28 protein-coding genes are annotated in these 24,682 nt (G+C 67.3%); 18 read left to right on the forward strand and 10 right to left on the reverse strand.

What is annotated here, in order from left to right; all coding sequences use genetic code 11:
* Position 1 precedes the first annotated feature (1 nt).
* The 5 genes from mobB (at position 2) to moaE (ending at position 3,258) form a co-directional block, all read left to right on the forward strand.
* Positions 2–508, forward strand: a complete 507-nt coding sequence (gene mobB / locus TSH64_RS08175; protein WP_109096322.1) for a molybdopterin-guanine dinucleotide biosynthesis protein B — start codon at positions 2–4, stop codon at positions 506–508.
* A 24-nt stretch (positions 509–532) separates the two neighbouring features.
* A complete protein-coding gene (locus tag TSH64_RS08180; protein WP_109096323.1) occupies positions 533–1,204 on the forward strand; it encodes an HAD hydrolase-like protein in 672 nt (223 codons plus the stop codon).
* 70 nt (positions 1,205–1,274) lie between these two features.
* The gene (glp, locus tag TSH64_RS08185; RefSeq protein WP_109096324.1) at positions 1,275–2,540 is read left to right on the forward strand and encodes a gephyrin-like molybdotransferase Glp; all 1,266 of its coding nucleotides are present in this window, start codon (positions 1,275–1,277) and stop codon (positions 2,538–2,540) included.
* 10 nt (positions 2,541–2,550) lie between these two features.
* Positions 2,551–2,802, forward strand: coding sequence for a molybdopterin converting factor subunit 1 (gene moaD, locus TSH64_RS08190; RefSeq protein ID WP_109096325.1), 252 nt, complete (start codon positions 2,551–2,553; stop codon positions 2,800–2,802).
* A 3-nt stretch (positions 2,803–2,805) separates the two neighbouring features.
* Positions 2,806–3,258, forward strand: coding sequence for a molybdopterin synthase catalytic subunit MoaE (gene moaE, locus TSH64_RS08195; RefSeq protein WP_109096326.1), 453 nt, complete (start codon positions 2,806–2,808; stop codon positions 3,256–3,258).
* 24 nt (positions 3,259–3,282) lie between these two features.
* Here moaE and TSH64_RS08200 read toward each other — a convergent pair whose 3' ends face one another.
* Positions 3,283–3,873, reverse strand: coding sequence for a YqgE/AlgH family protein (locus TSH64_RS08200; protein ID WP_109096327.1), 591 nt, complete (start codon positions 3,871–3,873; stop codon positions 3,283–3,285).
* 195 nt (positions 3,874–4,068) lie between these two features.
* Between TSH64_RS08200 and TSH64_RS08205 the strand changes: the two genes are divergently transcribed.
* From TSH64_RS08205 to TSH64_RS08215, 3 genes are all read left to right on the forward strand, one after another.
* Positions 4,069–6,156 (forward strand): protein-disulfide reductase DsbD domain-containing protein, encoded by a 2,088-nt coding sequence (locus TSH64_RS08205; RefSeq protein WP_109096328.1) that lies wholly within the window; start codon positions 4,069–4,071, stop codon positions 6,154–6,156.
* Positions 6,157–6,245: 89 nt separating this feature from the next.
* Positions 6,246–6,599, forward strand: a complete 354-nt coding sequence (locus TSH64_RS08210) for a zinc ribbon domain-containing protein YjdM (RefSeq protein ID WP_109452406.1) — start codon at positions 6,246–6,248, stop codon at positions 6,597–6,599.
* 141 nt (positions 6,600–6,740) lie between these two features.
* Positions 6,741–7,223, forward strand: a complete 483-nt coding sequence (locus TSH64_RS08215; RefSeq protein ID WP_109049924.1) for a peroxiredoxin — start codon at positions 6,741–6,743, stop codon at positions 7,221–7,223.
* A 47-nt stretch (positions 7,224–7,270) separates the two neighbouring features.
* Here the strand turns inward: TSH64_RS08215 and rnhA are convergent, their stop codons facing one another.
* From rnhA to cysQ, 4 genes are read right to left on the reverse strand one after another with little or no spacing between them, the layout of a single operon-like run.
* Entirely contained in the window at positions 7,271–7,747 is a 477-nt protein-coding gene (rnhA, locus tag TSH64_RS08220) for a ribonuclease HI (protein ID WP_109096329.1), read from the reverse strand.
* Between the two features lie 4 nt (positions 7,748–7,751).
* Positions 7,752–8,735 carry a homoserine kinase gene (locus tag TSH64_RS08225; RefSeq protein WP_109096330.1) on the reverse strand — a complete coding sequence of 328 codons (984 nt, stop codon included), beginning with the start codon at positions 8,733–8,735 and terminating at the stop codon, positions 7,752–7,754.
* Positions 8,736–8,748: 13 nt separating this feature from the next.
* Positions 8,749–9,582: a ferritin-like domain-containing protein gene (locus TSH64_RS08230; RefSeq protein WP_109096331.1), complete on the reverse strand. Its 834-nt coding sequence runs from the start codon at positions 9,580–9,582 to the stop codon at positions 8,749–8,751.
* Positions 9,579–10,355 carry a 3'(2'),5'-bisphosphate nucleotidase CysQ gene (cysQ, locus tag TSH64_RS08235; RefSeq protein WP_109096332.1) on the reverse strand — a complete coding sequence of 259 codons (777 nt, stop codon included), beginning with the start codon at positions 10,353–10,355 and terminating at the stop codon, positions 9,579–9,581. Before cysQ ends, TSH64_RS08230 begins: the two co-directional genes overlap by 4 nt.
* Before the next feature lie 159 nt (positions 10,356–10,514).
* Between cysQ and TSH64_RS08240 the strand changes: the two genes are divergently transcribed.
* A complete protein-coding gene (locus tag TSH64_RS08240; RefSeq protein WP_247872816.1) occupies positions 10,515–11,006 on the forward strand; it encodes a GNAT family N-acetyltransferase in 492 nt (163 codons plus the stop codon).
* A gap of 3 nt (positions 11,007–11,009) precedes the next feature.
* On the opposite strand, the gene TSH64_RS08245 is transcribed toward TSH64_RS08240, so the two are convergent.
* Together TSH64_RS08245 and TSH64_RS08250 are read right to left on the reverse strand one after the other, a co-directional pair.
* Positions 11,010–11,708: an EAL domain-containing protein gene (locus TSH64_RS08245; RefSeq protein WP_247872817.1), complete on the reverse strand. Its 699-nt coding sequence runs from the start codon at positions 11,706–11,708 to the stop codon at positions 11,010–11,012.
* Between the two features lie 204 nt (positions 11,709–11,912).
* Positions 11,913–14,249 (reverse strand): xanthine dehydrogenase family protein molybdopterin-binding subunit, encoded by a 2,337-nt coding sequence (locus TSH64_RS08250; protein WP_109096335.1) that lies wholly within the window; start codon positions 14,247–14,249, stop codon positions 11,913–11,915.
* Between the two features lie 200 nt (positions 14,250–14,449).
* On the opposite strand from TSH64_RS08250, the gene TSH64_RS08255 reads away from it, so the two are divergent.
* The 3 genes from TSH64_RS08255 to TSH64_RS08265 all read left to right on the forward strand — a co-directional run bounded on the left by TSH64_RS08255 (position 14,450) and on the right by TSH64_RS08265 (position 16,791).
* On the forward strand, positions 14,450–15,184 hold the full coding sequence (locus TSH64_RS08255; protein WP_109096336.1) for an SOS response-associated peptidase: 735 nt from the start codon (positions 14,450–14,452) through the stop codon (positions 15,182–15,184).
* Positions 15,162–15,740: a thermonuclease family protein gene (locus tag TSH64_RS08260; protein WP_109096337.1), complete on the forward strand. Its 579-nt coding sequence runs from the start codon at positions 15,162–15,164 to the stop codon at positions 15,738–15,740. The genes TSH64_RS08255 and TSH64_RS08260 overlap by 23 nt, the downstream gene beginning before the upstream one ends.
* A gap of 247 nt (positions 15,741–15,987) precedes the next feature.
* Positions 15,988–16,791 (forward strand): response regulator, encoded by an 804-nt coding sequence (locus tag TSH64_RS08265; RefSeq protein ID WP_109096338.1) that lies wholly within the window; start codon positions 15,988–15,990, stop codon positions 16,789–16,791.
* A gap of 95 nt (positions 16,792–16,886) precedes the next feature.
* On the opposite strand, the gene TSH64_RS08270 is transcribed toward TSH64_RS08265, so the two are convergent.
* Positions 16,887–17,144, reverse strand: coding sequence for a GlsB/YeaQ/YmgE family stress response membrane protein (locus tag TSH64_RS08270; protein WP_085089454.1), 258 nt, complete (start codon positions 17,142–17,144; stop codon positions 16,887–16,889).
* Positions 17,145–17,367: 223 nt separating this feature from the next.
* Positions 17,368–18,021: a ribulose-phosphate 3-epimerase gene (gene rpe, locus TSH64_RS08275; RefSeq protein WP_109096339.1), complete on the reverse strand. Its 654-nt coding sequence runs from the start codon at positions 18,019–18,021 to the stop codon at positions 17,368–17,370.
* Between the two features lie 279 nt (positions 18,022–18,300).
* Here rpe and modA point away from each other — a divergent pair, with 279 nt between their 5' ends.
* The 3 genes from modA to modC are packed head-to-tail and all read left to right on the forward strand — an operon-like array spanning position 18,301 to position 20,892.
* Positions 18,301–19,062, forward strand: a complete 762-nt coding sequence (gene modA / locus TSH64_RS08280) for a molybdate ABC transporter substrate-binding protein (RefSeq protein ID WP_247872818.1) — start codon at positions 18,301–18,303, stop codon at positions 19,060–19,062.
* A gap of 10 nt (positions 19,063–19,072) precedes the next feature.
* Positions 19,073–19,768, forward strand: coding sequence for a molybdate ABC transporter permease subunit (modB, locus tag TSH64_RS08285; protein WP_109096341.1), 696 nt, complete (start codon positions 19,073–19,075; stop codon positions 19,766–19,768).
* Positions 19,769–19,770: 2 nt separating this feature from the next.
* Positions 19,771–20,892 carry a molybdenum ABC transporter ATP-binding protein gene (modC, locus tag TSH64_RS08290; protein WP_109096342.1) on the forward strand — a complete coding sequence of 374 codons (1,122 nt, stop codon included), beginning with the start codon at positions 19,771–19,773 and terminating at the stop codon, positions 20,890–20,892.
* Between the two features lie 67 nt (positions 20,893–20,959).
* Here modC and TSH64_RS08295 read toward each other — a convergent pair whose 3' ends face one another.
* The gene (locus TSH64_RS08295) at positions 20,960–21,271 is read right to left on the reverse strand and encodes a hypothetical protein (protein WP_109096343.1); all 312 of its coding nucleotides are present in this window, start codon (positions 21,269–21,271) and stop codon (positions 20,960–20,962) included.
* A gap of 355 nt (positions 21,272–21,626) precedes the next feature.
* Between TSH64_RS08295 and TSH64_RS08300 the strand changes: the two genes are divergently transcribed.
* The 3 genes from TSH64_RS08300 (at position 21,627) to TSH64_RS08310 (ending at position 24,673) form a co-directional block, all read left to right on the forward strand.
* The gene (locus TSH64_RS08300; RefSeq protein WP_199237508.1) at positions 21,627–21,998 is read left to right on the forward strand and encodes a septum formation initiator family protein; all 372 of its coding nucleotides are present in this window, start codon (positions 21,627–21,629) and stop codon (positions 21,996–21,998) included.
* Between the two features lie 194 nt (positions 21,999–22,192).
* Positions 22,193–23,206: a pyruvate dehydrogenase (acetyl-transferring) E1 component subunit alpha gene (pdhA, locus tag TSH64_RS08305; protein ID WP_193548464.1), complete on the forward strand. Its 1,014-nt coding sequence runs from the start codon at positions 22,193–22,195 to the stop codon at positions 23,204–23,206.
* A 78-nt stretch (positions 23,207–23,284) separates the two neighbouring features.
* The gene (locus TSH64_RS08310; protein WP_109096344.1) at positions 23,285–24,673 is read left to right on the forward strand and encodes a pyruvate dehydrogenase complex E1 component subunit beta; all 1,389 of its coding nucleotides are present in this window, start codon (positions 23,285–23,287) and stop codon (positions 24,671–24,673) included.
* Positions 24,674–24,682 lie beyond the last annotated feature (9 nt).

Below are 24,682 nucleotides of genomic sequence, written 5' to 3' on the forward strand. Positions count from 1 at the left end.
CATGAAGATTTTCGGGCTGACCGGCTGGAGCGGCAGCGGCAAGACCTCGCTAATGGTACGCCTCATTCCCGCGCTGACGGCGCGTGGCCTGCGGGTTTCGACGGTCAAGCATGCACACAAGGGCTTCGACATCGACCATCCCGGCAAGGACAGCCACAACCATCGCATGGCCGGCGCCACGGAGGTTCTGGTCAGCTCTCCCCGCCGCTGGGCGTTGATGCACGAACTGCGCGACGCCGAACCGGAACTGACGCTGGACCAGCTGATCGGCAAGATCGCTCCGGTCGATCTGCTGCTGATCGAGGGATTCAAGCGCGACCGGCACGAGAAGATCGAGGTCTGGCGGGCCGATGTGGACAAGGCGCTGATCGCACCGGACGACCCCACCATCGTCGCGGTGGCAAGCGACAGCGCGGTTCCGGGATGCCCGGTTCCGGTGCTGGACCTCAACGATGCGGATGCGGTCGCGGCCTTCATCGTTGCGCGTTGCGGGTTGGAGTGGGGCTGAGCCTTCACGCGGTCAGACGGTAATATGGGCGGCATTTCCTCCTTCACCCGGCGGGCGCCCGGCCCTGATGTCTATCGGCTCGCCATCTTCGATTTCGACGGGACGCTGGCCGACTCCTTTCCCTGGTTCGTCGGCGTTCTGAACGGTGTCGCCGACCGCTATGGCTTCAACCGCGTACAGGCGGACGAGGTCGACCTGCTCCGTGGTTATGACGCGCGGCAGATCATGCGGCACCTGCGGGTGCCCGGCTGGAAGCTTCCTTTCATCGCCAACCACATGCGCCGGCTGATGGCGAGCGACATCGACGGCATACGGCTGTTCGACGGCGTGCCGGATATGCTGTGGGCGCTGACCGACCGGGGGGTGACGGTCACCATCGTCAGTTCCAATTCCGTCGAGAACGTCCGCCGCATCCTGGGGCCGGAGGCGGCGGGGCTGGTCGTTCATTACGGCTGCGGCGCTTCGCTGTTCGGCAAGGCTGCGAAGTTCCGCAGGATGCTGCGCACGACCGGCGTTCCGGCGTCCCAAGCCATCGCGATTGGCGATGAGCTGCGCGACATCGAAGCGGCCCGGACGGTGGGTATCGCCTGTGCCGCTGTCGCCTGGGGCTACACGCGCGGCGATGCGCTGGCGGCGCTGCGGCCGGATCGGCTGCTGAGTCGGGTCGATGAGATCCCCCGGCTGTTCGGCGGCTGAATGCCACGTCCCGGAAAGCGCGCCTTTTCCCTCTTCGCACCCGGCGTCGCAACGGACTAGAGTGGCGGCCATGGTGCAACTCGACAATGACTGCTTCGCCTTCGGCGGACCGATGATGGCGCTGGAGCCGGCGCTGGCGCTGCTGGCCGGACGGGTCGGGCCGGTGACGGCGACCGAAGCCGTGCCGCTGTCCGATGCGTTGGGACGGGTTCTGGCTGCCGATCTGGTGGCGCCCTTCAATGTGCCGCCACACGACAACGCCGCGGTGGACGGCTATGCCGTGTTCTTCGACGACCTCGACGCCGATGCCTCCACCACTCTGCCGGTGACGGCGCGGGTGGCGGCCGGGCAGTGGCTAGGCCGGCCGGCGGCGCGGGGGGAGGCGGTGCGGATTTTCACCGGCGCGCCGATGCCCGCCGGCATGGACACCGTCTTCATGCAGGAGGATTGCCGCAGCGCCGGGACCGGACGCGATGCAACCGTCACCCTGCCGCCCGGCATCCGCCGTGGCGTGAACCGTCGGCTGGCGGGAGAGGATGTACGCGAGGGCTCGGTCGTGCTCTCGGCCGGACGCCGTCTGCGGCCGGAGGACATCGCGCTCGCCGCTTCGCTCGGCCATGCGGTGCTGGACGTGCGCTGCCGCCTGCGGGTGGCGGTGTTCTCCACCGGCGACGAGCTGCGGCAGCCGGGACAGGCGCTGGAGCCCGGCGCCGTCTATGACGCCAACCGCTTCGCCCTGATCGCGCTGCTGACCCGACTGGGCTGCGCCGTCACCGATCTCGGTATTCTGCCCGACCGGTTCGAGGCCATCCGTGATGCTCTGGCGGAGGCTGCGGCAGACCATGACGCGCTCATCACCTCCGGCGGCATGTCCACCGGCGAGGAGGATCACGTCAAGCCGGCGGTCGAGGCGAATGGACGGCTGGATTTCTGGCGGCTGGCGATCAAGCCGGGGCGGCCGGTGGCGCTGGGACGGGTGCGCGATGCCGTGTTCGTCGGCCTGCCCGGCAATCCGGTTGCGGTGGTGGTGACCTTCCTGCGCATCGCCCGGCCGATCCTGCTGACGCTGATGGGGGCGTCCGGCGAGACGCCAAGGCTGATCCCGGTGCGTGTCGGCTTCGCCCACAAGAAGAAGCCTGGCCGGCGCGAGTTCCTGCGCGGGTCTCTGGTGTTGGGTGCCGATGGCGTGCTTGAGGCGACCAAATACCCGCGCGACGGTGCCGGCGTGCTCTCGTCGCTGGTGGAGTCCGAGGGGTTGATCGAACTGCCCGAGGATCTGGCGCGGGTCGAGCCCGGCATGACCGTCGATTTCCTGCCTTTCAAAGAATTCCTGTAGAGGTCGCGTGATGAAGATTCTCTATTTCGCCTGGCTGCGCAGCAAGATCGGCGTGCCGACCGAGACGGTGGACCTGCCGGCGGAGGTCGCAACGGCCGGCGATCTCGTCGAATGGCTGAAAACCCGCAGCCCCCGTCATGCCGAGGCGCTGGCCAACAGCAAGGTGGTCAAGGTGGCGGTGAACCAGGAGCATGTGCCCTACGACCACCCGATCTCGGCCACCGACGAGGTGGCGCTGTTCCCGCCGGTGACGGGAGGCTGACAGATGGCGATCCGCGTCCAGGCCGGGGATTTCGATGTCGGCGCCGAATATGCCGCCTTCACCGCCGGCCGCACCAGCGTTGGCGGGGTGGCGATGTTCGTCGGGCTGGTGCGCGACATTGCCGGCGGTGCCGCCGTCAGCGCCATGACGCTGGAACATTACCCCGGCATGACCGAGAAGCAGTTGGAGACCATCGAGGAGGAGGCGCGCCGCCGCTGGCCGCTGGACGATGTGCTGGTGATCCACCGCCATGGCCGGTTGGAGCCGGGCGACCGCATCGTGATGGTCGCCACCGCGTCGGCCCACCGGGACGCCGCCTTCGAGTCCTGCCGCTTCCTGATGGACTGGCTGAAGACCAGGGCGCCCTTCTGGAAGCTGGAGGCCACGCCGGAGGGCGAGCGCTGGGTCGAGGCCAAGGAGAGCGACGACGCGGCGGCGGCGCGGTGGGCGAATTGAGGTCCTGGGGCAGGCGGGGCGCGCTCAGGCGTGCCCGGCTTCGCCCGACAGCATGGAGACGCTGACACCCAGCTTGCCGATGGCGCGTTCCCATTTGGCGTCCAGGTCGGTATCGAACAGCAGCTTCTCGTCGCAGGGCACGTTCAGCCAGCCGTTCGCCTGGAATTCGGCGTCGAGCTGCCCCGGACCCCAGCCGGCATAGCCGAGCAGCAGCAGGTTGCGGCGCGGGCCGCGGTCTTCGGAAATGGCGCGCAGGATGTCGATGGTGGCGGTCAGGGCCACGTCGTCGTTCACCACCAGGGTGCCGTCGCGGACATAGTCGGTCGAATGCAGGACGAAGCCACGGCCCGACTCGACGGGGCCGCCGTAATGCACCGGCAGGTTGTTGACCGGCTGCGCGATGTCCATGTCGAGCTGTTCCAGCAGATCCTCGAACGTGATCGACCCGAACAGCCGGTTGACCACCAGTCCCATTGCGCCGTCTTCATTGTGGGCGCAGACATAGATGACCGTACGCTGGAAACGCGGGTCCTCCATTCCGGGCATGGCGATCAGCAGCTGGCCGGTCAGCGATTCCGTGGTCTTGGAGTCCGGAGACTTGGTCAGGCGCGGCATGGGCGATTATCCTTGTCGTCGGTCCGGTGCGGGAAACCGCTGCCCGTACCCACGTGCGGTTGTGGTTGGCGCTCTGGCGACGCTTTCACCGGAGTGTGACAGCACCGGCCGAGCTTTGTCACCATTATATGGGCTATCATATAGGGTGTCGGGGACGCGGATGCGCCCCTTCCAGGGAAGAGAACAGTGCGCGCGATGAAAAGACATGCCCTCGCCCTTCTGCTGGGTCTGGCCGCGCTGGCCGGTGCCGGCGCCCCCGTTTTCGCGCAGGATGCGGTTGGGGCCTGGACCAAGGCGGGACCGGTGGAAGCCCGGCTGGTGTCGGCGGTGCGCGGCACCGGCGATCTGGCGGCGCTGCCCCTGGGACTGGACCTGCGGCTGGAGCCGGGATGGAAGACCTATTGGCGCTCCCCCGGCGATGCCGGCTTTGCGCCGCGCCTGGACTGGAGCCGCTCCGGCAATCTGGGGGAGGCGACGCTGTCCTTTCCGGCGCCGCACCGCTTCTCGGTTCTGGGATTTGAAACGGCGGGCTATGACACGGCGATTCTCTTCCCGATCCAGGGCAAGCCGGCGACGCCCGGCAAGCCGGTCGATCTGGCGCTGACCGCCGAACTGCTGGTCTGCTCGGAAATCTGCGTGCCGCAGACTCTGGAGCTTGCCCTTGCCCTTCCGGCCGGGCCGGCCGAGCCCAGCGACGTCGCCAACGACGTAGCGCGTGCGCAGGCGCTGGTGCCGAAGGGGCCGAACGGTCTGCTGCGCATCGACTCCGTGCAGGGCAAGGGGGGCGCCCTGGAGGTCGAGGCGACCGCCGCCGATGGCTTCGTCTCCCCCGATCTGTTCGTTGAGACGGACCCGCCGCTGACCTTTTCCGCCCCCAAGACGGTCTTTTCCGACAATGACCGCCATGTCCGCCTGACCCTGAAGGTGACCGATCCGCAGCAGGGCCTCGATCTCGCCGGGCGCGCGATGACGCTGACCCTGGTCGACGGCGACAAGGCGGTCGAAGCACCGGCAACCGCGTCGGCCGGCGGCGCCGCTTCGGTGCCCGGTGGTGTGGGTCTGCTGGCGATGCTGGGGGTGGCCCTGCTGGGCGGCCTGATCCTGAACCTGATGCCCTGCGTGCTGCCGGTGCTGTCGCTGAAGCTGATATCGGTGGTCAAGCATGGCGGGCAGGCGCCGGCCGCTGTGCGTGCCGGCTTCCTGGCGAGTGCCGCCGGTATCCTGACCTCGTTCCTGCTGATGGCTTCTGTACTGGTCGGGGTCAAGGCGGCGGGCGGGGCGGTCGGCTGGGGCATCCAGTTCCAGCAGCCGCTGTTCCTGGTCTTCATGGTCGTGCTGGTCACGCTGTTCTCGGCCAACCTGTGGGGCCTGTTCGAGGTGCCGTTGCCGCGCGCCATGGCCGACCGGCTGGGCGGCGACGGGCTGGCCGGGCCGTTCGCCACCGGCATGTTCGCGACCCTGCTGGCGACACCCTGTTCCGCGCCCTTCCTGGGCACGGCGGTGGGATTCGCCCTGTCGAAGGGGCCGGTGGAGATCTACGCGATCTTCGCGACTCTGGGCGTCGGGTTGGCTCTGCCCTATCTGGCTGTCGCGGCATGGCCGCGGGTGGCGGGCTGGCTGCCGCGTCCGGGGAGCTGGATGGCGACGCTGAAGGCGGTTCTGGGGTTCGCGATGATGCTGACGGCGCTTTGGCTGCTGTCGGTGCTGACCGCGCAGATCGGCGATGTGGCCGCGGCCACGGTCGGGCTGATGATGGCGGCGCTGGTGCTGTCACTGTGGGTCGGGCGGAGCGCGCGGGGCGCCGCGCGGACGGCGGGGCCGGCGCTGGCCGGCGTACTGGCGGTCACCGCCTTCGCCATGCCGGCGGCGGTCGGTCCGTCGGCCGGTGCGGCGCCGGTGCTTGCCGAGTCCAAGGCACGCTGGGTCCCCTTTGCCGAAGCCACGATCCGCGAGCATGTCGCCGCCGGACGCACGGTGTTCGTCGACGTGACCGCCGATTGGTGCATCACCTGCCAGGCAAACAAGAAGCTGGTGCTGAATCGCGGCGAGGTTGCCCAGCGGATGGACGACCCGGCCGTCGTGGCGATGCGCGCCGACTGGACCCGCCCGGACGCGACGATCGCGAAGTTCCTGTCCGACCATGGCCGTTACGGCATTCCCTTCAACATCGTCTATGGTCCCGGCGCACCGGACGGCCTCGCTCTGCCGGAATTGCTGAGCGAAGGCGCGGTGTTGGAGGCGTTGGGCAAGGCGGCGGGCAAGTCAGCAGGCAAGGGGGTCTGAGCAGGGTCCGGAAAAGGCCTATGGCCGTTGCGGCTATTCTGCGGTAACAGGGCGGCTCCGGGAGAGCATCCCGCGCCAAGAGGACGATGATGGACGATCAGATCAACTGCCCGCAGTGCAGCTCCGAAAACGCCTACAATGACGGCAGCCTGTGGAACTGCCCGGACTGCGGGCATGAGTGGAATCCCGACACGGCTGCCGCGGCCGTGGATGGCGAAGCCGGGCAGGGCGTGCGCGATGCCAACGGCAACGCGCTGGCCGACGGCGACAGCGTCACCGTCATCAAGGACCTGAAAGTCAAAGGGTCGTCGCTGGTGGTCAAGGGCGGGACCAAGGTGAAGAACATCCGTCTGGTGGACGGGGCCGACGGGCACAACATCGCCTGCAAGATTGACGGCATCGGCGCGATGAATCTGAAGTCGGAGTTCGTGAAGAAGGCTTGATCACGGTTGTGCCGTCTGGTCAGCCGCGCCTTGCGGGCGCTCGCCGCGAGGGATAGAAGGGATGCAGGGCCGGGCTCCGCAAAGAGGGTCCGGCCGGACCCGAAAACGGGCCAAACCCAAAAACCGGAAGGGTTAGAGACGATGAGCATCCAGGTTGGCGATACCATTCCGTCCGTCACGCTGAAGTGGCTGACCGACAACGGCATGCAGGAAGTCACCACGGACGAGCTGTTCAAGGGCAAGAAGGTCGTCCTGTTCTCCGTTCCCGGCGCCTTCACCCCGACCTGCTCCGCCAAGCACCTGCCGGGCTTCGTCCAGCAGGCCGACGCGCTGAAGGCCAAGGGCGTGGACAGCATCATCTGCCTCGCCGTCAACGATCCCTTCGTGATGCGCGCCTGGGGTGACAAGGGCAGCGTCGGCGACAAGGTCAAGATGCTGCCCGACGGCAACGCCACCTTCACCACCGCTCTCGGCCTGACCATGGACGGCTCGGCCCATGGCCTGGGCACCCGCGGCCAGCGCTTCGCCCTGGTGGCCGAGGACGGCAAGGTCACCCATGTCGCCGTCGAGGCCCCCGGCAAGTTCGAGGTGTCGTCGGCCGAAGCCGTGCTGGAAAAGGTCTGATCGTAAAGCGCCCCCTCCCCGGGAAGGTCCGGGGAGGGGGCGCCTGTTCAGCTTCTGGCCCGCACGTCGGCAACCCCTCGCCGCGCCAGTTCGTCGGCGCGTTCGTTCTCGGGGTGGCCGGCGTGTCCGCGCACCCAATGGAACTCGATCTCGTGCTGCCGCTTCGCCTCTTCCAGGCGCTGCCACAGATCGACATTCTTCACCGGCTTCCTGTCGGCGGTCATCCAGCCCTTGGCCTTCCAGCCATGGATCCACTTGGTGATGCCGTTCTTCACATATTCGCTGTCGGTGAAGAGACGGACGGTCACCGGCTTCTTGAGGGCCTCCAGCGCCATGATGGCGGCCATCAGTTCCATGCGGTTGTTGGTGGTCGCCGGCTCGCCGCCGTAAAGCTCCTTCTCCACCTCGCCATAGCGCAGGATGGCCCCCCAGCCGCCGGGGCCGGGATTGCCGCTGCAGGCGCCGTCGGTGAAGATGTCGACGGTCCTGCCGCCGGCTTCGGGCGAAATGGTGCTGTCCGTCATGCCGTCAGCTCCTGCCCGCATCCGAGTCGTCGAGGAAATAGTCGCCCAGACCGCGGACCGACTGGTGGAAGCGCAGCTTGCGCAGATATTCCAGCGGATCCTTCGGCCGCACGAAGGCGCCCGGCGGGTGGTTCAGCCAGTCATAGAGACGGGTCAGCAGGAAGCGCACGGCGCTGCCGCGGCAGAGCCAGGGCAGGGCGTCCAACTCCTCGCGGGAAAGCGGCCGGACCTTGCGGTAGTTGGACAGCAGCAGCCGGGCCTTGGTGGCGTTGAACGAGCCGTCGATCTCGAAGCACCAGGCGTTGATGCAGATCGCCACGTCATAGACGAGGAAATCGTTGCAGGCGAAATAGAAGTCGATCACGCCGGACAGGCTGTCGCCGCGGAAGAAGACATTGTCCGGGAACAGATCGGCGTGGATGACGCCGGAAGGCAGGCCGACCGGCCAGTTGGCCTCCAGCGCCGCCAGTTCGGCATCCAGGGTGGCGCGCAGGCCGGGGGCCACCTCGTCGGCGCGCTCGGCCGACTTGGCGAACAGATCCTTCCAGCCGGGCAGGGCCAGCGCGTTCGGCCGCTCCATGCGGAAATCGCCGACCGCCAGATGCAGCCGCGCCAGCGCCTCGCCCAGCTGGGCGCAATGCTGCGGCGTGATCCGGCGCGGCCACATGCCGGCCAGGAAGGTGACGATCACCGCCGGGCGGCCGCACAGCTCGCGCAGAGCCACGCCGTCGCGCGCCGCCACCGGCAGCGGGCAGGCGATGCCCTTGTCTGCCAGATGCTCCATCAGGCCGAGGAAGAAGGGCAGATCCTCCTTCCGCGTGCGCTTTTCATAGAGCGTCAGGATGTAGGGTCCGCGTTCGGTCACCAGCAGGAAGTTGGAATTCTCCACCCCCTCCGCGATGCCCTTGCACGACAGCACCGCGCCCAGATCGTACTGGGCGGCGAAGGTGCTGAGATCCTCGTCGGTGACTTCGGTGTATACGGCCATGATATGCAGCGCCTTACCGGGTTTCCGGCTTGCGGTCAATTTCGGGAGTGATCGGCTCGTAATATTCCGGGCCGAAGCCGGCCAACTGACGGCTGGCGGTGTTGAACGGGCGCTTCAGCCCGCCGCGGAAATGGCGGCCGACCAGCTCCTGCCACAGGGCGACCGGCTCCGCCCCGCGGTCGGCACAGAGATGGACGAACCAGCGTCGGCCGGCGGCGACGTGGCCGATCTCCTCGTCATGGATGGTCTGGAGCAAATCGGCACTCTCCGCGTCGCCGAAATCGCGCAGGCGGCGCACGGTCTCCGGCGTCACGTCCAGTCCCCGCGCCTCCAGCACCATCGGCACCACCGCCAGCCGGGCGGCGAGGTCGTGGGCGGTCTCGGTCGCCGCCTGCCACAGCCCGTCATGGGCCGGCAGGTCGCCATAGGAGGACCCCAGCGCGTTCAGCCGGGTTTCCAGCATCTGGAAATGCCGTGCCTCGTCGTCGGCCACCTGGATCCAGTCGTCGGTGAAGCCTTTCGGCAGGCCGAGGGGCGCGAATCGGGCGACGATGTCCCAGGCGAGATCGATGGCGTTCAGTTCGATGTGCGCCAGCGCATGCAGCAGGGCGATGCGGTTCTGGGCACTGCCGCCGCGCCCGCGCTTTGGCATGTCGCGAGGCAGCTTCAGCTCTGGCCGCTCGGGACGGGCAGGGCGGTCGGGCGGCGGTGCCGGCACGTCGGGCGACAGAAGACCGTCGCGCCATGCGGCGGCGTGACGGCGGGTCAGGCGCACTTTCTCCAGCGGCGCCGCGGTGGTGAGCACCGCGGTCGCCGCTTCACCCAGGCACGATACGGAAGATGTCATTTCCAGCCGTAGGCGACGAAGTTCGGATTCAGGATGTCGTCCTTGCCATAGACCAGGGGCGAGCCGTCCGGCTGTTCTACCCGGCCGCCGGCACCGATCAGCACGGCGTGGCCGGCGGCGGTGTCCCATTCGCTGGTCGGTCCGAAGCGCGGGTAGAGGTCGGCCTTGCCGCTCGCCAAGGTGCAGAATTTCAGCGAGCTGCCGCAGGAAACCCGGTCCTTCACCGCATAGTTGCCGAGGAACTCGTCCAGCACCGACCCGCTGCCGTGGGACCGGCTGGCGACGACGGTCAGCCCGTCGGCCGGCGGGTTGCGGACGGAGATCGCGTGGTCGTGGCGGCCTTCCGCGCAATGGACGGCAGTGCCCGGGCCGGCCGCGGCATAGAGGTCGCCGGTGGCGGGAGCGTAGACGACGCCCAGCACCGGGGCGCCATTCTCGATCAGGGCGATGTTCACGGTGAACTCGCCGTTGCGGGAAATGAACTCCTTGGTGCCGTCGAGCGGATCGACCAGCCAGAACCGGCCGCCGGAGATGTCGGGCTTATGGCCGGCGGCCATCGCCTCCTCCGCGACAACCGGGACGCCGGGCAGCAGATGGTGCAGCGCCGGAACGATCACCGCCTCCGCCGCATGGTCGGCCTGCGTGACAGGGCTGCCGTCGACCTTGGTGGCGACGTCGATGCCGTCGTTGTAGAAGCGCAGGATGACCTGACCGGCCTCGTGAGCGATGGTGCGGACCGTCGGCAGCAGGCGCGCCACAGCGGCATCGGGCATGGGGTGAACTCCCTATGGTATGAAGAGTCAGCATACCGTGCCCGATGGCGGGCCGGAAGCTCTTGAACGGGTGTGGAACGGAGAAGGCGGATGACGGCCGGGTTACAGTCGCACGGTGAACGGGGAGAGGGCCGCGGAGCATCGGCCCTATGGCGTGCTATGACCGCGGCCGATCTGGATCGGATCCTCGCCATCGCGGACATCGTGCATCCGGCCTATCCCGAGGAGCGCAGCGTGTTCGAGGAACGGCTGGCGCTCTACCCCGCCGGCTGCCGTGTGGCCGAGCGCGGCGGAGAGGCCATCGGCTACGGCGTCATGCATCCCGGCAGGCTCGGTGTGCCGCCGCCCCTCGATACGCCGCTCGGCAGCCTGCCGGCCGATGCGGACTGCCTGTATCTGCATGACATCGCGCTGCTGCCGGAGTCGCGCGGCACCGGCCTGGGGGTGGCGGTGCTGGATTATGCGCATGGGTTGGCGGCGCGGGAGGGCTGGCGGTGGCTGGCGCTGACCTCCACGCCGGGCGCACGGAGCTATTGGGACCGGGTCGGCTTCGCGCCCTATGCGGAAGGCGGGCCGGCACTGGAGGCCAAGCTGGCCAGCTATGGCGGGGGAATGAGCTACATGACGGCGCCGGTTCAGGCGCGGGAGTGAGGCTCAGGCGGCCAGCATCGCCATTTCAGGATCGGTCACCACGGCCTGAAAGGCCGGCTTGGCGAACAGGTAGCCCTGCATCAGGGTGACGCCAAGATCGCGCAGGGTCTTGGCCTCGTCCGCCGTCTCGATGCCCTCGGCGATGGGCGTGATGGCGAGATCCTCGCACACCGCCAGGATGGCCTTGACGATGCTGCGCCGTGCCCGCTCGGTGTCGATGTTGCGGGTCAGCTCCATGTCCAGCTTGATGATGTCGGGCTGGAACTCGGCCAGCAGGTTCAGGCCGGAATAGCCGGAGCCGAAATCGTCGATGGCGGTCAGGAAGCCCTGGCGCTTGTATTCGTTGAAGATGCTTTTCAGATGGTCGTGGTCCACCACCCGCTCGTTCTCCGTCACCTCGAAGATGATGCGGTCGGTGGGGAAGCCGGTGCGGCGGGCGGCGGCCAGCGTGGCGCGGATGCAGGCTTCCGCCTTGTAGACGGCGTTCGGCAGGAAATTGATCGACAGGCGGGCGCCGTTCATCGGCAGGCTTGATGCCAGTTCGATGGCCTTGATGCGGCAGGACTGGTCGAAGGCATAGCGGGTGGAATCGGTCACCTGTCCCAGGACCCAGCCTGCGCCCTGACCCTGAAGACCGCGCACCAGCGCCTCATGCGCCCAGACACCGCCATTGGCGACGTCGACGATGGGCTGGAACGCCATCGTGAAGTCCAGATCGAGACGGTCAGCACATTGACCGCCGCACCCACCATCGCCAAACGCCATCGCCTTACCTCTGTCCGTCAATAGATTGCCACCTTTAGGTAAGAAACAATGACACGGCTTACACCTGACGGAGGTGTGGCAAGTGTCACACCTTCCGACTAGGACTTTCCCTAACCATTACGGTAAGGCCGGTTAAACAGCCTACTCCGCAGCCATCCGGCTTTCGGCTTGGCGGATTGCCGACCACACTGCTTCCGGCGTCGCCGGCATGTCGATGTGGGTGATGCCGAGGTCGGACAGCGCATCGACCACCGCGTTGATGATGGCTGGCGGCGCGCCGATGGCGCCGGCCTCGCCAGCGCCCTTCATGCCCAGCATGTTGGTGGTGCTGGGCACGCTGTTCAGCTTCACCTCGATCGGCGGCATGTCGACCGCCCGCGGCATCTGATAGTCCATGAAGGAACCGGACAGAAGCTGGCCGCTGTCGGGATCGAACACCACGCGCTCCTGCAACGCCTGACCCAGCCCTTGCGCCACGCCGCCATGGATCTGGCCGATCACCAGCATTGGGTTGATGACCGTGCCGAAATCGTCGACGACGCTGTAGCGCAGAACCTCGACGATGCCGGTGGCGGGATCGATCTCCACCTCGGCAATGTGGCAGCCGTTGGGGAAGGTGCTGGCCGGTGGGGTCCAGCGCGCCATCTCGGAGAAGGCGATGCCGCCGGTGCCGCCGTCTGCCGCCTTCGCCGCCACCTCCTTCAGAGACACCGAGCGGTCGGTGCCGACGATGGTGAAGCGGCCTTCGGCGAACTCCACATCGACCTCCGCGGTTTCAAGCAGGTCGGCAGCAACGGCGGTCGCGGCCTTCACCACCTTGGCCGCCCCCTCCGCCAATGCCGAGCCGCCGACCGGGACCGAGCGGGAACCGCCGGTGCCGGATCCCCAGCTGACGCGGTCGGTGTCGCCCTGCACCACCTCCACATCTTCCGGCGGGACGCCGAGCCGGTCGGCGAGGATTTGCTTGTAGGCGGTCTCGTGCCCCTGGCCGTTGGTCTGTGTGCCGATCATCAGCACGACCTTGCCGTCGCCGTTGACCTGGACGGTCGCCTGTTCCGGCCCGCCCCCCGAGCAGGCCTCGATGTAGGTGGCCAGGCCGGCACCACGCAGCTTGCCGCGGGCCTTCGCCTCCGTCTTGCGGGCGGGCAGGCCGGCCATGTCGGCAAGGATCAGCCCGTCCTCAAGATTCTGGACGAATTCGCCGGTGTCGTAGACCTGCCCCATCGGCGTGGCATAGGGCATGGCGTTGGCCGGAATGAAGTTGCGCCGCCGGATCTCCGCCGGACCAAGCCCGGTGACGCGGCCGGCATGGTCGATCAGCCGCTCCAGCAGATAGGCCGCTTCCGGCCGCCCGGCGCCGCGATAGGCGTCCACCGGCTGGGTGTTGGTGAAGACGCCCTTCACCCGGACATAGACGGCAGGCGTCCTGTAGGAGCCGACCAGCATCGCCGATCCGGCATCGGTCGGAATGAAGGGGCCGTAGTTGGACAGGTAGGCACCGAGATTGGCGACGGTATCGACCCGCAGCCCGAGGAAATGCCCGTCGGCATCGAGCGCGAGGCGTGCCTTGCTGACATGGTCGCGGCCATGGTCGTCGCTGATGAAGCCCTCGATCCGGTCGGCCGCCCATTTCACCGCGCGGTTCAGACGGCGGGCGGCGAACAGGCAGGCGACATATTCGGGATAGTTGAACAGCTTCATGCCGAACCCGCCGCCGACATCGGTGGTCAGCACGCGGATGCGCTGTTCCGGTTCGTTCAGGATCTTGGCGAACTGCTTCTGCAGGCCATGCACGCCCTGGCTGGTGACATAGATCAGCAGCCGGCCGGGTGCGTCGTCCGCCCCGGATTCGACGCCGGCGACGCAGGCGCGGCCCTCCATCGGATTGGCGACGACGCGGTTGTTGACCAGTTCCAGCTCGATCACGCGGTGGGCGCCGGCCAGTGCGGCCTCCACTGCCGCCTCGTCGCCGGTGTCCCAGTCGAAACAGAGGTTGTCCGGCGCCTCGTCCCACACCAGCGGGCGGCCGGGCCCCAGCGCCTCCAGCGTGCCGGTGACGGACTGGCGGTCTTCGTAATCGATCATCACCAGCTCGGCGGCCTCGCGCGCGGCCTCCAGCGTTTCCGCCACCACCATTGCGACCGGGTCGCCGACATGGCGGGCGAAGCCGCGGGCCAGCGCCGGGCGGGGCGTCTGGACATAGTCCGACCCGTCGCGCTGCTTCAGCGCCGCCTGGCAGGGGATCATGCCGATCTTCTCGGCATCAAGATCGGCGACGGTGTAGACCGCCAGCACGCCGGGCTGCGCCAGCGCTTCCGACGCATCGACCGCGCCGATGGCGGCGAAGGCATGGGGCGAGCGGACGAAGGCCGCATAGGCCTGTCCGGGAAGAGACACGTCGTCGGTATAGCGGCCGCCGCCGGTCAGCAACCGGGCGTCTTCGGTGCGCGGAACCGCCTGTCCGATGCCGAACTTCATGGGTGAACTCCCGCCTTCCGGTGCGATGCGATTGGTCTGCCCCGCGAAGATAGGCCGGCTTGAGCGCCAGGGAAACCCCGGCCGCCGGTATGGGTGACGGTTGTCCGTTGCAAGGATTGTCGGTGGAACGCAGCGACGTTTGGGAATGCGGCTGGCGCACGGAACCTTCCGGGGCCATATTCCAGGGCATGTGTGGACGAATGCTTCTCACCACCCCGGTCAGCGAGGTCCAGCGACTGTTCGGCGTTCCCGAACGGCTGAACCTAATGCCGCGGTGGAATATCGCCCCGACCCAGGACATTCCCATCATCCGGCGGGAGGAGGACGGCCGCCATCTGGCGATGGTCCGCTGGGGGCTGGTGCCGCCCTGGGCCGACGATGCCGCCATCGGTGGCCGCATGATCAACGCGCGCGGCGAATCGGTGGCTGACAAGCCGGCCTTCCGCGATGCCTTCCGCAAGCGCCGCTGCCTGGTCCCGCTGGACGGATTCTATGAATGGACCAGCGTGGGGGAGGGGGCCAAGCCGCGCAAGCAGGGCCATGTCATCCGCCGCCGCGACCGCGGCCTGTTCGCGCTCGCGGGCTTGTGGGAACGCTGGCGCGGACCGAAGGGCGCCGCTCCGCTCGATCCGCCGCTGGAAACCGCGACGGTGGTGACGACAGCTACCAATGCCACGCTGTCCTTCCTGCATGACCGCATGCCGGTGGTGCTCGACCCCGCCGACTGGGATGCCTGGCTGGACCCGGCCACCCCGCTGCCGGTGCTGGAGGGTCTGATCCGCTCGGCACCGGAGGAGTGGCTGGACGTCGTACCGGTGGGGCCGAAGGTCAACAGCGTCCGCAACGACGACTGCTCCTGCCTCGACCCGCCGCAGGAGACCGTGCCGGCGAAAGCGAAGGACAAGCGGGGCGATGACCAGCCGAGCCTGTTCTGAGGCGATGGCGCTGGCGGCGGCCATGAGGGTTGCAGCGGTCGTTGCGGTGCTGTTGCTGGCCGGCTCCGCCGCGGCGCAGACCAACCAGTCGGCCAAGAGCCGCGGCCCCATCGCCAACACGCCGGACCAGACGATCAAGGGCACCGCCATGGCGGTGGAGGGCGATCTGCTGACCGTCAACGGGACGGCGGTGCGGCTGATGGGCATCGATGCGCCCGATCCGGGGCAGAAGTGCAAGAACCGCTACGGCCACGAGTTGGACTGTTTCAAGGTCGCCACCGCGGTGCTTGCCAACATGGTGAAGGGCGAGGAGGTGACCTGTACCGTCACCGAACAGGACCGCACCGGCGAGAAGAAGGGCGAATGCCGCGTGCGCGGTGTCGATCTGGGGGCTGCGATGGTGGCGCGCGGCTGGGCCTTCCAATATGCCAGCCTGTCGCCCGCCTATCAGAAGGGCGAGGCCTATGCCCAGAGCAAGCGGCTGGGGCTGTGGGCCGGGCAGGTGGAAAAGCCCTGGCAATGGCGCAGCAGGCAGATTCGCCAAAACGCCAAGTGATGCGTGCGCCAAGTGACACGTGCGTAAAGTGACCGGAAGCCAAGCGACCGGCCGGCTCGACCCTGATCGGAGCTTGCTGACCGGGCGATGACCGCCCACACCCCCATTTCCCAGTCGACCCCTCCGCCGGTCGTGGTAGGATCCGGAAAAGACGACGGACGATCATCAAGCAGGTTCTGTGGCCCGATTGGACAGGGCCGGCGCGATTCCAGAGCGGCAACTCCCACCGGGGAGCGGAGTCACGGGTATGCTCGTTTACGAATGCGAACTGTTCGAGGTGGTTCCGGTGCTGCGCCGCTATGCGCGCGCATTGACCGGCGCCACAGACCGTGGCGACGCGCTGGTAACCCGCTGTGTCGAGGCTGCGGTGATGGCACCCACCCGTTTCGGGCTGGACCGCGGCGGCGACGGCGCCCGCCTGTCGATGTACGCCCTGCTGAACCTGCTGTTCGACCGCTCTCCTGAGGAGTTCGGGCCGCCCGGCCGCCCATTGCCCTCTCCCCATCCCATCGAACGTGCCCTGGCCGAACTGCCGGAGCCCGACCGTCGCCTGTATCTGCTCACCGCACTGGAGGGGCTGTCCCTGCCGCAGGCGGCGAAGGTCCTGCAATTGCGGACGGGGGAGGCGATTGCGCGGCTGAAATCGGCCCGAGCGCGGGTGCGCAGCACCATGGTGCAGCGGGTCATGGTGGTCGAGGACAATGCCCTGCTGGCGATGGAACTGGGGGCGCTGGTCGCGGAAATGGGCCATGTCGTCTGTGGCACCGCCGGCAACGAGCCGGAGGCGCTGGCCCTGCTGGATGCCGAAAAGCCGACATTGGCCCTGCTGGACGTCCGGCTGGCCGATGGCGGCAGCGGGATCGAGATCGCCCGGCGGCTGAAACGCGTGCGCGACCTGCGCACCATCTTCGTCACTGCGTTCGACGATGACATCCTGGCCCGCGATGCCCGACATCTGGGGCAGATCGTGCGCAAGCCCTTCACCAATGCCGGCATCCAGGCCGCCATCTCCCGCGCCATCTTCATGCCGCAGCCGGTGGCGTTGGCCTGATGCCGATCACGCAATGAAAAAGGGACCGCCGGTCGTCCCGCGGTCCCTTTTTCATGTCCGGCCTGCAGGCAGGCCGGCATTTCTCTGAACCGTCCTTACACCGTCGTGCGGCGGCCGGCGATCATGCGGTAGATGGCCAGGATGATGATCGCGCCGACGATGGCGCCGATGAAGCCAGCACCTTCACCCGGCCGGTACCAACCGACGGCAGCACCCAGATAGGTGGCGACGAAGGCGCCGGCGATGCCCAGCAGGGTGGTGATGATGAAGCCGCCCGGATCGCGACCCGGCATCAGGAACTTGGCGACGATGCCGGCGAGAAAGCCGATGATGATCGTCCAGAGAATGCCCATGGTGATTTCCCTTCCGTTGCGGGACCGTCTTCCCATGCCCAATAACGGGCAAAGAGGGATTTGGTTCTCGCCGCCGGTGGATCTTTTGGACTGGTATTCTTTCGGTAGGGCAGAACCTGCCGGCCCTACGCCGTATCCTCCCGGCCGCCTCTCCGAACGAAAACAGTCCCGAAAGCGCTCCCTGATCGGGGGTGCTTTCGGGGCCGCAGTCATTCGGGCCGGGTCAGCGCAGCGCGCTGATGTTGGCGGCGTACTGCTCCGGCCCACCGGTGAAGGTGGCGGTGCCGGCCACCAGCACGTCGGCGCCGGCCTCGATGGCCAGACGCGCGGTTTCCGGGTTGATGCCGCCGTCCACCTCGAGGTCGATCTGCTTGCCGAGCGCGTCGATGCGGGCGCGCAGATCACGGATCTTCGGAAGCTGGCTCTTGATGAAGCTCTGGCCGCCGAAGCCGGGATTGACCGTCATCACCAGGACGAGGTCAACGTCCTCCAGCACATGCTGGATGGCGTCCACCGGCGTGGCCGGGTTCAGCGACACGCCGGCCTTCTTGCCCAGTGACTTGATCAACTGGATGGTGCGGTGCAGGTGCGGACTGGCCTCCGGATGGACGGTGATGATGTCGGCACCGGCCTTGGCGAAGTCCGGAACGAAGAGATCCACCGGCGAGATCATCAGATGGACGTCGAAGACCTTGGCGGTGTGGGGACGCAGCGCCTTCACCACGCCCGGCCCGATAGTCAGGTTCGGCACGAAATGGCCGTCCATCACGTCGATATGGATGTAGTCGGCGCCGGCGGCATCGACCGCGCGGACCTCCTCGCCCAGCCGGGCGAAATCGGCGGAGAGAATCGAGGGGGAAATCTTGACGGCGCGCATGGGGCTTTCCTGGTGCGGGAGGTGGCTTGGACCGGGTCCGATCAGCCGAACTTCCTATCACGGCGTAGCAAGGCAAGTCATGACATGATGTGAACGCCCGATATGCGTGCCCAGGTTCGGCGCTTGAGATCCGGATCCAGCGTCGGCCAAGCCGTTTGCACTTTACCGCAAATGCGAAGCGCTGTATCCGTTGGAATATAGATGAAATGTCTAATCCGGCAGGAGGTGGCGATGGTTGGGTTGCATGGGGCTCTGGGGCGCGGCCGATTCAGGTCGGCGATGTCGGCGGTCATTCTCGGTGTCGGGCTGACGCTCGCGGCACCGGCGGCGATGGCGCAGGATGTGCTGGTGCTGGCGGCGGCCTCCACCAAGAATGCGGTGGAAAAGCTGGCCTCGCAGTTCAAGGCGAAGACCGGGGCCACCGTGACCTCCTCCTTCGCCGCTTCGTCGGCACTGGCCAAGCAGATCGAGAACGGCGCTCCGGCGGACATCTTCATCTCGGCCGATCTCGACTGGATGGACTATCTCCAGCAGCGCAGCCTGATCAAGACCGACAGCCGGGTGAATCTGCTCGGCAACGAGCTGGTGGTTGTGGTGCCCAAGGGATCGACTCTGAAGCCCGACCTGTCCAAGGGCGGCAAGCTGGCGGAGCAACTGGGCGACGGGCGGCTCGCCACCGGCGACCCGTCGAACGTTCCGGTCGGGAAGTACGCCAAGGCCGCGCTGGAGAAGCTGGGCCAGTGGGCGGCGGTCGAACCGAAGCTGGCGCGGGCCGACAGCGTGCGCGCGGCCCTGGTTCTGGTCAGCCGCGGCGAGGTGCCGGTCGGCATCGTCTATCGCACCGATGCCGCCGTCGATCCGGGGGTGGAGGTCGCGGCAGCCTTTCCGCCCGACAGCTATCCGCCGATCACCTATCCGGCGGCGCTGGTTGCGTCCTCGAAGAATGCAGCTGCCGCGTCCTTCCTCGACTACATGAAGTCGCCGGACGGCATGGCGGTCTGGACGGAATTCGGCTTCGTCCCGGCACCCAAAGCACCGTAAGCTCAGCGGCATGGAAATCCTGACGCCGATGGAGACCACCGCGTTGCTGCTGAGCCTGCGTGTCGCGGGCGTCGCCATCGCGTTGGGATTGCCGCTCGCCGTGCTCGCCGCCTGGGTGCTCGGCCGTTATTCCTTTCCGGGCAAGACGCTGTTCGACGGGCTTGTCCATCTGCCGCTGGTCCTGCCGCCGGTTGTCACCGGCTATATCCTGCTGGTGACGATGGGGACGAAGGGAGTGGTCGGCGGCTGGCTGTACCACACCTTCGGGATCAAGCTGATCTTCACCGCCGAAGGCGCCTCGCTGGCGGTGGCGGTGACGTCCTTCCCCCTGATGGTGCGGGCGATCCGCCTGTCGGTGGAGGCGATCGACGGTGGGCTGGAGGCGGCGGCGCGCACGCTTGGCGCCGGGCCGGTCGACCGTTTCTTCACCATTCTGCTGCCGCTGATGGCGCCCGGACTGCTGTCCGGCGCCATCGTGGCCTTCGCCGCGGCGATGGGCGAGTTCGGAGCGGTGATCACCTTCGTGTCCAACATCCCCGGCAAGACGCAGACCCTGCCGCTGGCGATCTACGCCGCGACGCAGGAACCCGGCGGCGATGCGGTGGCCGCAAGGCTGGCGGCGATCTCCTTCACCGTGGCTTTGCTGGCGCTGATGCTGTCTGAATTCCTGGCGAACCGGGTTCGCCGCCTGATCGGGCAGGTCTGATCATGCTCGACCTGCAAATCCGCCAGAGGCTGGGCGTCTTCACGCTCGACGTCGCCTTTGCCGCCGAGGAACGCGGCGTGACGGCGCTGTTCGGCCGCTCGGGGTCGGGCAAGACCTCTGTCATCAATGCGATTGCCGGGCTGACCCGGCCGGACGAGGGGCATATCCGCGTCGGCGACACCGTGTTCTTCGACAGCGCCCGGCGCATCGACGTGCCGGTGGAGAAGCGGCGCATCGGCTACGTCTTCCAGGATTCCCGGCTGTTTCCGCACATGACCGTCCGCAGCAATCTTGAATACGGCCTGCGACGTGTGCCGGTAGCGGAGCGGCGCATCGCCTTCGGCCCGGTGGTGGAGTTGCTGGGGCTCGGCCATCTGCTGGACCGCCGGCCGCGCGGCCTGTCCGGCGGCGAGCGGCAGCGCGTCGCCTTCGGCCGCGCCCTGCTGGCGCAGCCGCGCCTTTTGCTGATGGACGAGCCGATGGCCTCGCTCGACGCCGCCCGCAAGGCGGAGATCATGCCCTACATCGAGCGGCTGCGCGACGAGATGAACATTCCGATCGTCATGGTCAGCCACGCGCTGGACGAGGTGGTGCGGCTCGCCACCACCATGGTGCTGATCGGGGAGGGCAGGGTGCGTGCGTCCGGACCGGTCGGAACGGTGATGGGCCGGCTGGACCTGTCGGCGGTGACCGGCGCGCAGCATGCCGGTGCCGTGCTGCACCTGACGGTCGAGGCCCATGTTCCGGAAGACGGTCTGTCGGTGCTGGCCTTCGACGGCAGACGGCTGACCGTGCCGCAGATCGACCGCCCGCCCGGATCCCCAGTGCGGCTGCACATTAATGCCCGCGACGTGATCGTCGCATTGCAGCCGCTGGCCGGCGTCAGTCTGCGCAATGCGCTAGCCGCGACGGTGATCGAGTTGGCGGAAGCCGGCCCCTCCTCCGCCGACGTGCGGCTGGCTGTGGGCGGTTCTTTCCTGATCGCGCGCATCACCCGTGCGGCGGTGCGCGAGTTGGGACTGATGCCGGGCCGCGAAGTGGTGGCGCTGGTCAAGGGCGTCGCCTTCGAGCCTGACAGCGGCGGTGCCGTGTCGGACCGGCAAGGGCGGGTGGTGGACGTATAAGCGGACGGCCCCTCACCCGCGAACGGGAGAGGGACCGCAAATCCGCTGTTTTTAGTGGCCGCCGATTTTACTGCCCGCCCGAGGGGGTGGCGGATCCGCCGGTGCTGGCGCCGCCGCCGGCCGACCCGCCGGCGGTCGATCCGCCCGGCACGGTTTGGGTGGCACCGGTGGTCTCGTTCATCGAGTTGCCGGAGGTGCCGCCCTGCACCGGCACGCCGGTCGAAGGCGGCGGGACGGTGGTGGAACCGCTGCTCGACCCGCTGCTGGTGGTAGGGCTGGTCTGGTTTGACGCGTTGGAATTCTGGGCATTGTGGTCGTCGCAGGCGGCCAGACCCAGAAGCAGGGCGGGCAGGGCCACGATCAGAAACTTGCTGCGCATGAGTGTTGCTCCTCAGCCAGTGGGCGGCGCCATCGACGGGACCTGCTGTGCGAGTACGAAGCGGACTCGGTACGGCCCCGGTGACGTCGTATTCGTCCAAACACGCCACCGCCGGTTTCATTCCATGGACCTTGGTGCTATGCCGGGTGGGTGCCTGTTCCGATGAACAGGTTCCGGTCACCGGATGCTTACGGTGACTGATGAGAACTTTACGGGAACATCTTCGCGACTTGTGGCCTGGGCGCCACGGATGCCCATTATTGGGTTGCGCAAAGAACACGAACCTTTTGCGACTTGGTTTTTCCATCTTTTTCGTTTGACCGGTGGAAAGTCGCTGTGATTCCATCATGCCACCATGACGATGATCGCCGATCTCACCGACACGCTCGCCCGCGCCGCCAAAAGCGCGATCCGCCAAGCAATCATGCCGGCGCTGTGCGCCTGCGTGGTCGCCTACTTCGCCTACTACGCGGTCCATGGCGACCGCGGGCTGGTGGCGATGAAGCAGATCCAGGGGGAGATCGCCCAGGCCGAAGGGGTCCTCAACCAGCTCCGCACCGAGCGGGAGGACATGGAACGCCGTGCGCAGCTGCTGCGCGGCGACGGCCTCGACCGCGACATGCTGGAGGAGCGGGCGCGCCTGATGCTGAACTTCGCGAACGCGCGCGACGTCATCGTAAAGCTGCCGAAGCTGGCGGAACAGGAAGGGTCCGGCCAGCAGAAGTAAGGGCATATCAGCCGATTAACCGTTTCGCGGTTAATCTGAAATAGCGCTGCAAAAACAGACGTTTGCGCGCCTCCCGAAGCTCGTGTACTGTGCGCGCCATATTCGCTTCCGGTGCGGGCTCTCGTATGCCCGCAACGCGCGGCGGCAAAAGGTTTTGTCAATGACCTTTGCCGCTTGAACCCTGGGGAGGAATCATGGCCGCGTCCCGACGCCGTTCCACCAAGGCGCTGACCGACACCGCGCCCGCTCAAGCCGTCTCTTCCGAAGAGCTTCTTCATTATTATCGCGAGATGCTGCTGATCCGCCGCTTTGAAGAAAAGGCGGGCCAGTTGTACGGCATGGGTCTGATCGGCGGCTTCTGCCACCTCTACATCGGCCAGGAAGCCGTCGTGGTCGGCGTGCAGGCCGCCCTGAAGGATGGCGACAGCGTCATCACCAGCTACCGCGACCATGGCCACATGCTGGCCTGCGGCATGGAAGCCAAGGGCGTGATGGCCGAGCTGACCGGCCGCATTGGAGGCTACTCCAAGGGCAAGGGCGGCTCGATGCACATGTTCAGCCAGGAGAAGAACTTCTTCGGCGGCCATGGCATCGTCGGCGGGCAGGTCCCGCTCGGCACCGGCCTGGCCTTCGCGCACAAGTACAGCAACGACGGCGGCGTGGCCGCCGTGTATTGCGGCGACGGCGCCATCAACCAGGGCCAGGTCTACGAGAGCTTCAACATGGCAGCGCTGTGGAAGCTGCCGGTGCTCTTCATCATCGAGAACAACAAGTACGCCATGGGCACCTCGCAGGAGCGCGCCTCTGCCGGCGAGCTGCACCAGCGCGGCGCCGCCTACGGCATCCCCGGCTATCAGGTCAACGGCATGGACGTGCTGGAGGTCAAGGCCGCGGCGGACCAGTGGGTGCCGCACATCCGCGGCGGCAACGGCCCCGTCATCCTCGAGATGAAGACCTACCGCTACCGCGGCCACTCGATGTCCGACCCGGCCAAGTACCGGACGAAGGAAGAAGTCGAGAAGATGCGGTCGGAATCCGATCCCATCGATCAGCTGAAGGCGAAGATCCTGTCCGGCAACCACGCCGACGAGGACAAGCTGAAGGAGATCGACCGCGAGGTGAAGGCGATCGTCACCGAATCGGCCGAATTCGCCCAGCAGAGCCCGGAGCCCGATCCGTCGGAGCTGTGGACCGACATTCTCGTCTGATCCTGACGTCAACGATAAGCGGGAGCGGCGCCTTGTGGGACGGGAAACCGGACTCCCCGCGCCGCCGGAGGTTGAGGAATGCCGATAGAAGTGCTGATGCCGGCCCTGTCGCCCACGATGACCGAGGGCAAACTGGCGAAATGGCTGAAGAAGGAAGGTGACCAGGTGAAGTCCGGCGATGTCCTCGCCGAGATCGAAACCGACAAGGCGACCATGGAGGTCGAGGCGGTCGATGAAGGCCGCGTCGGCAAGATTCTGATCGCCGAGGGCACCGACAACGTCGCCGTGAACACCCCCATCGCCGTCCTGCTGGAAGAGGGCGAGGACGAGAGCGCGCTGAGCAAGGGCGGCAACGCCCCGACTGCCGCCGCTCCGGCCGCCCCCGCTCCTGCCCCGGTGGCGGAAGCCGCTCCGGCTCCGGCACCCACCGTGCCGGCGGCTCCGGTCGCGGCGCCCGCGTCGGACGAGGACAAATTCATGGCCAAGACCGTCAAGAAGACGGTCCGCGAAGCGCTGCGCGACGCGATGGCCGAGGAAATGCGCCGTGACGACAAGGTGTTCGTCATGGGTGAGGAGGTCGCGCAGTACCAGGGCGCCTACAAGGTGACCCAGGGCCTGCTGCAGGAGTTCGGCGAGCGTCGCGTCATCGACACGCCTATCACCGAGATCGGTTTCGCCGGTCTTGGCGTCGGCGCCGCCTTCAAGGGCCTGAAGCCGGTCGTCGAGTTTATGACCTTCAATTTCGCCATGCAGGCGATCGACCACATCATCAACTCGGCCGCCAAGACGCTGTACATGTCGGGCGGTCAGATGAGCAACTCGATCGTGTTCCGCGGCCCCAACGGCGCCGCTGCCCGCGTCGGCGCCCAGCACTCGCAGTGCTACGCCTCGTGGTACGCGCACTGCCCGGGCCTGAAGGTCGTGTCGCCCTGGTCGGCGGCCGACGCGAAGGGCCTGCTGAAGGCGGCGATCCGTGACGCCAACCCGATCGTCTTCCTCGAGAACGAGATTCTCTACGGCCAGAGCTTCGAGGTTCCGGAGGACGAGGAGTTCGTGCTGCCGATCGGCAAGGCCAAGATCGAGCGCGCCGGCAAGGACGTGACGATCACCGCCTTCTCGATCATGGTCGGCCATGCCCTGGCCGCCGCGGAGATCCTGGCCAAGGAAGGCATCGACGCGGAGGTCATCAACCTGCGCACGATCCGTCCGCTGGACACCGAGACCATCGTCAACAGCGTCAAGAAGACCAACCGCCTCGTCTCCGTCGAGGAGGGCTGGCCCTTCGCCGGCATCGGTTCGGAAATGTGCGCTCTGATGATGGAGCAGGCGTTCGATTATCTCGATGCGCCGGTGGCCCGCGTGGCCGGCCTGGACGTGCCGATGCCCTACGCCGCCAACCTGGAAAAGCTGGCGCTGCCGCAGGTCGATCACATCGTCAAGGCCGCCAAGCAAGCCTGCTACCGCTGAGAGGAGGGC

The sequence above is a fragment of the Azospirillum sp. TSH64 genome, assembly GCF_003116035.1.
Lineage (GTDB): Bacteria > Pseudomonadota > Alphaproteobacteria > Azospirillales > Azospirillaceae > Azospirillum.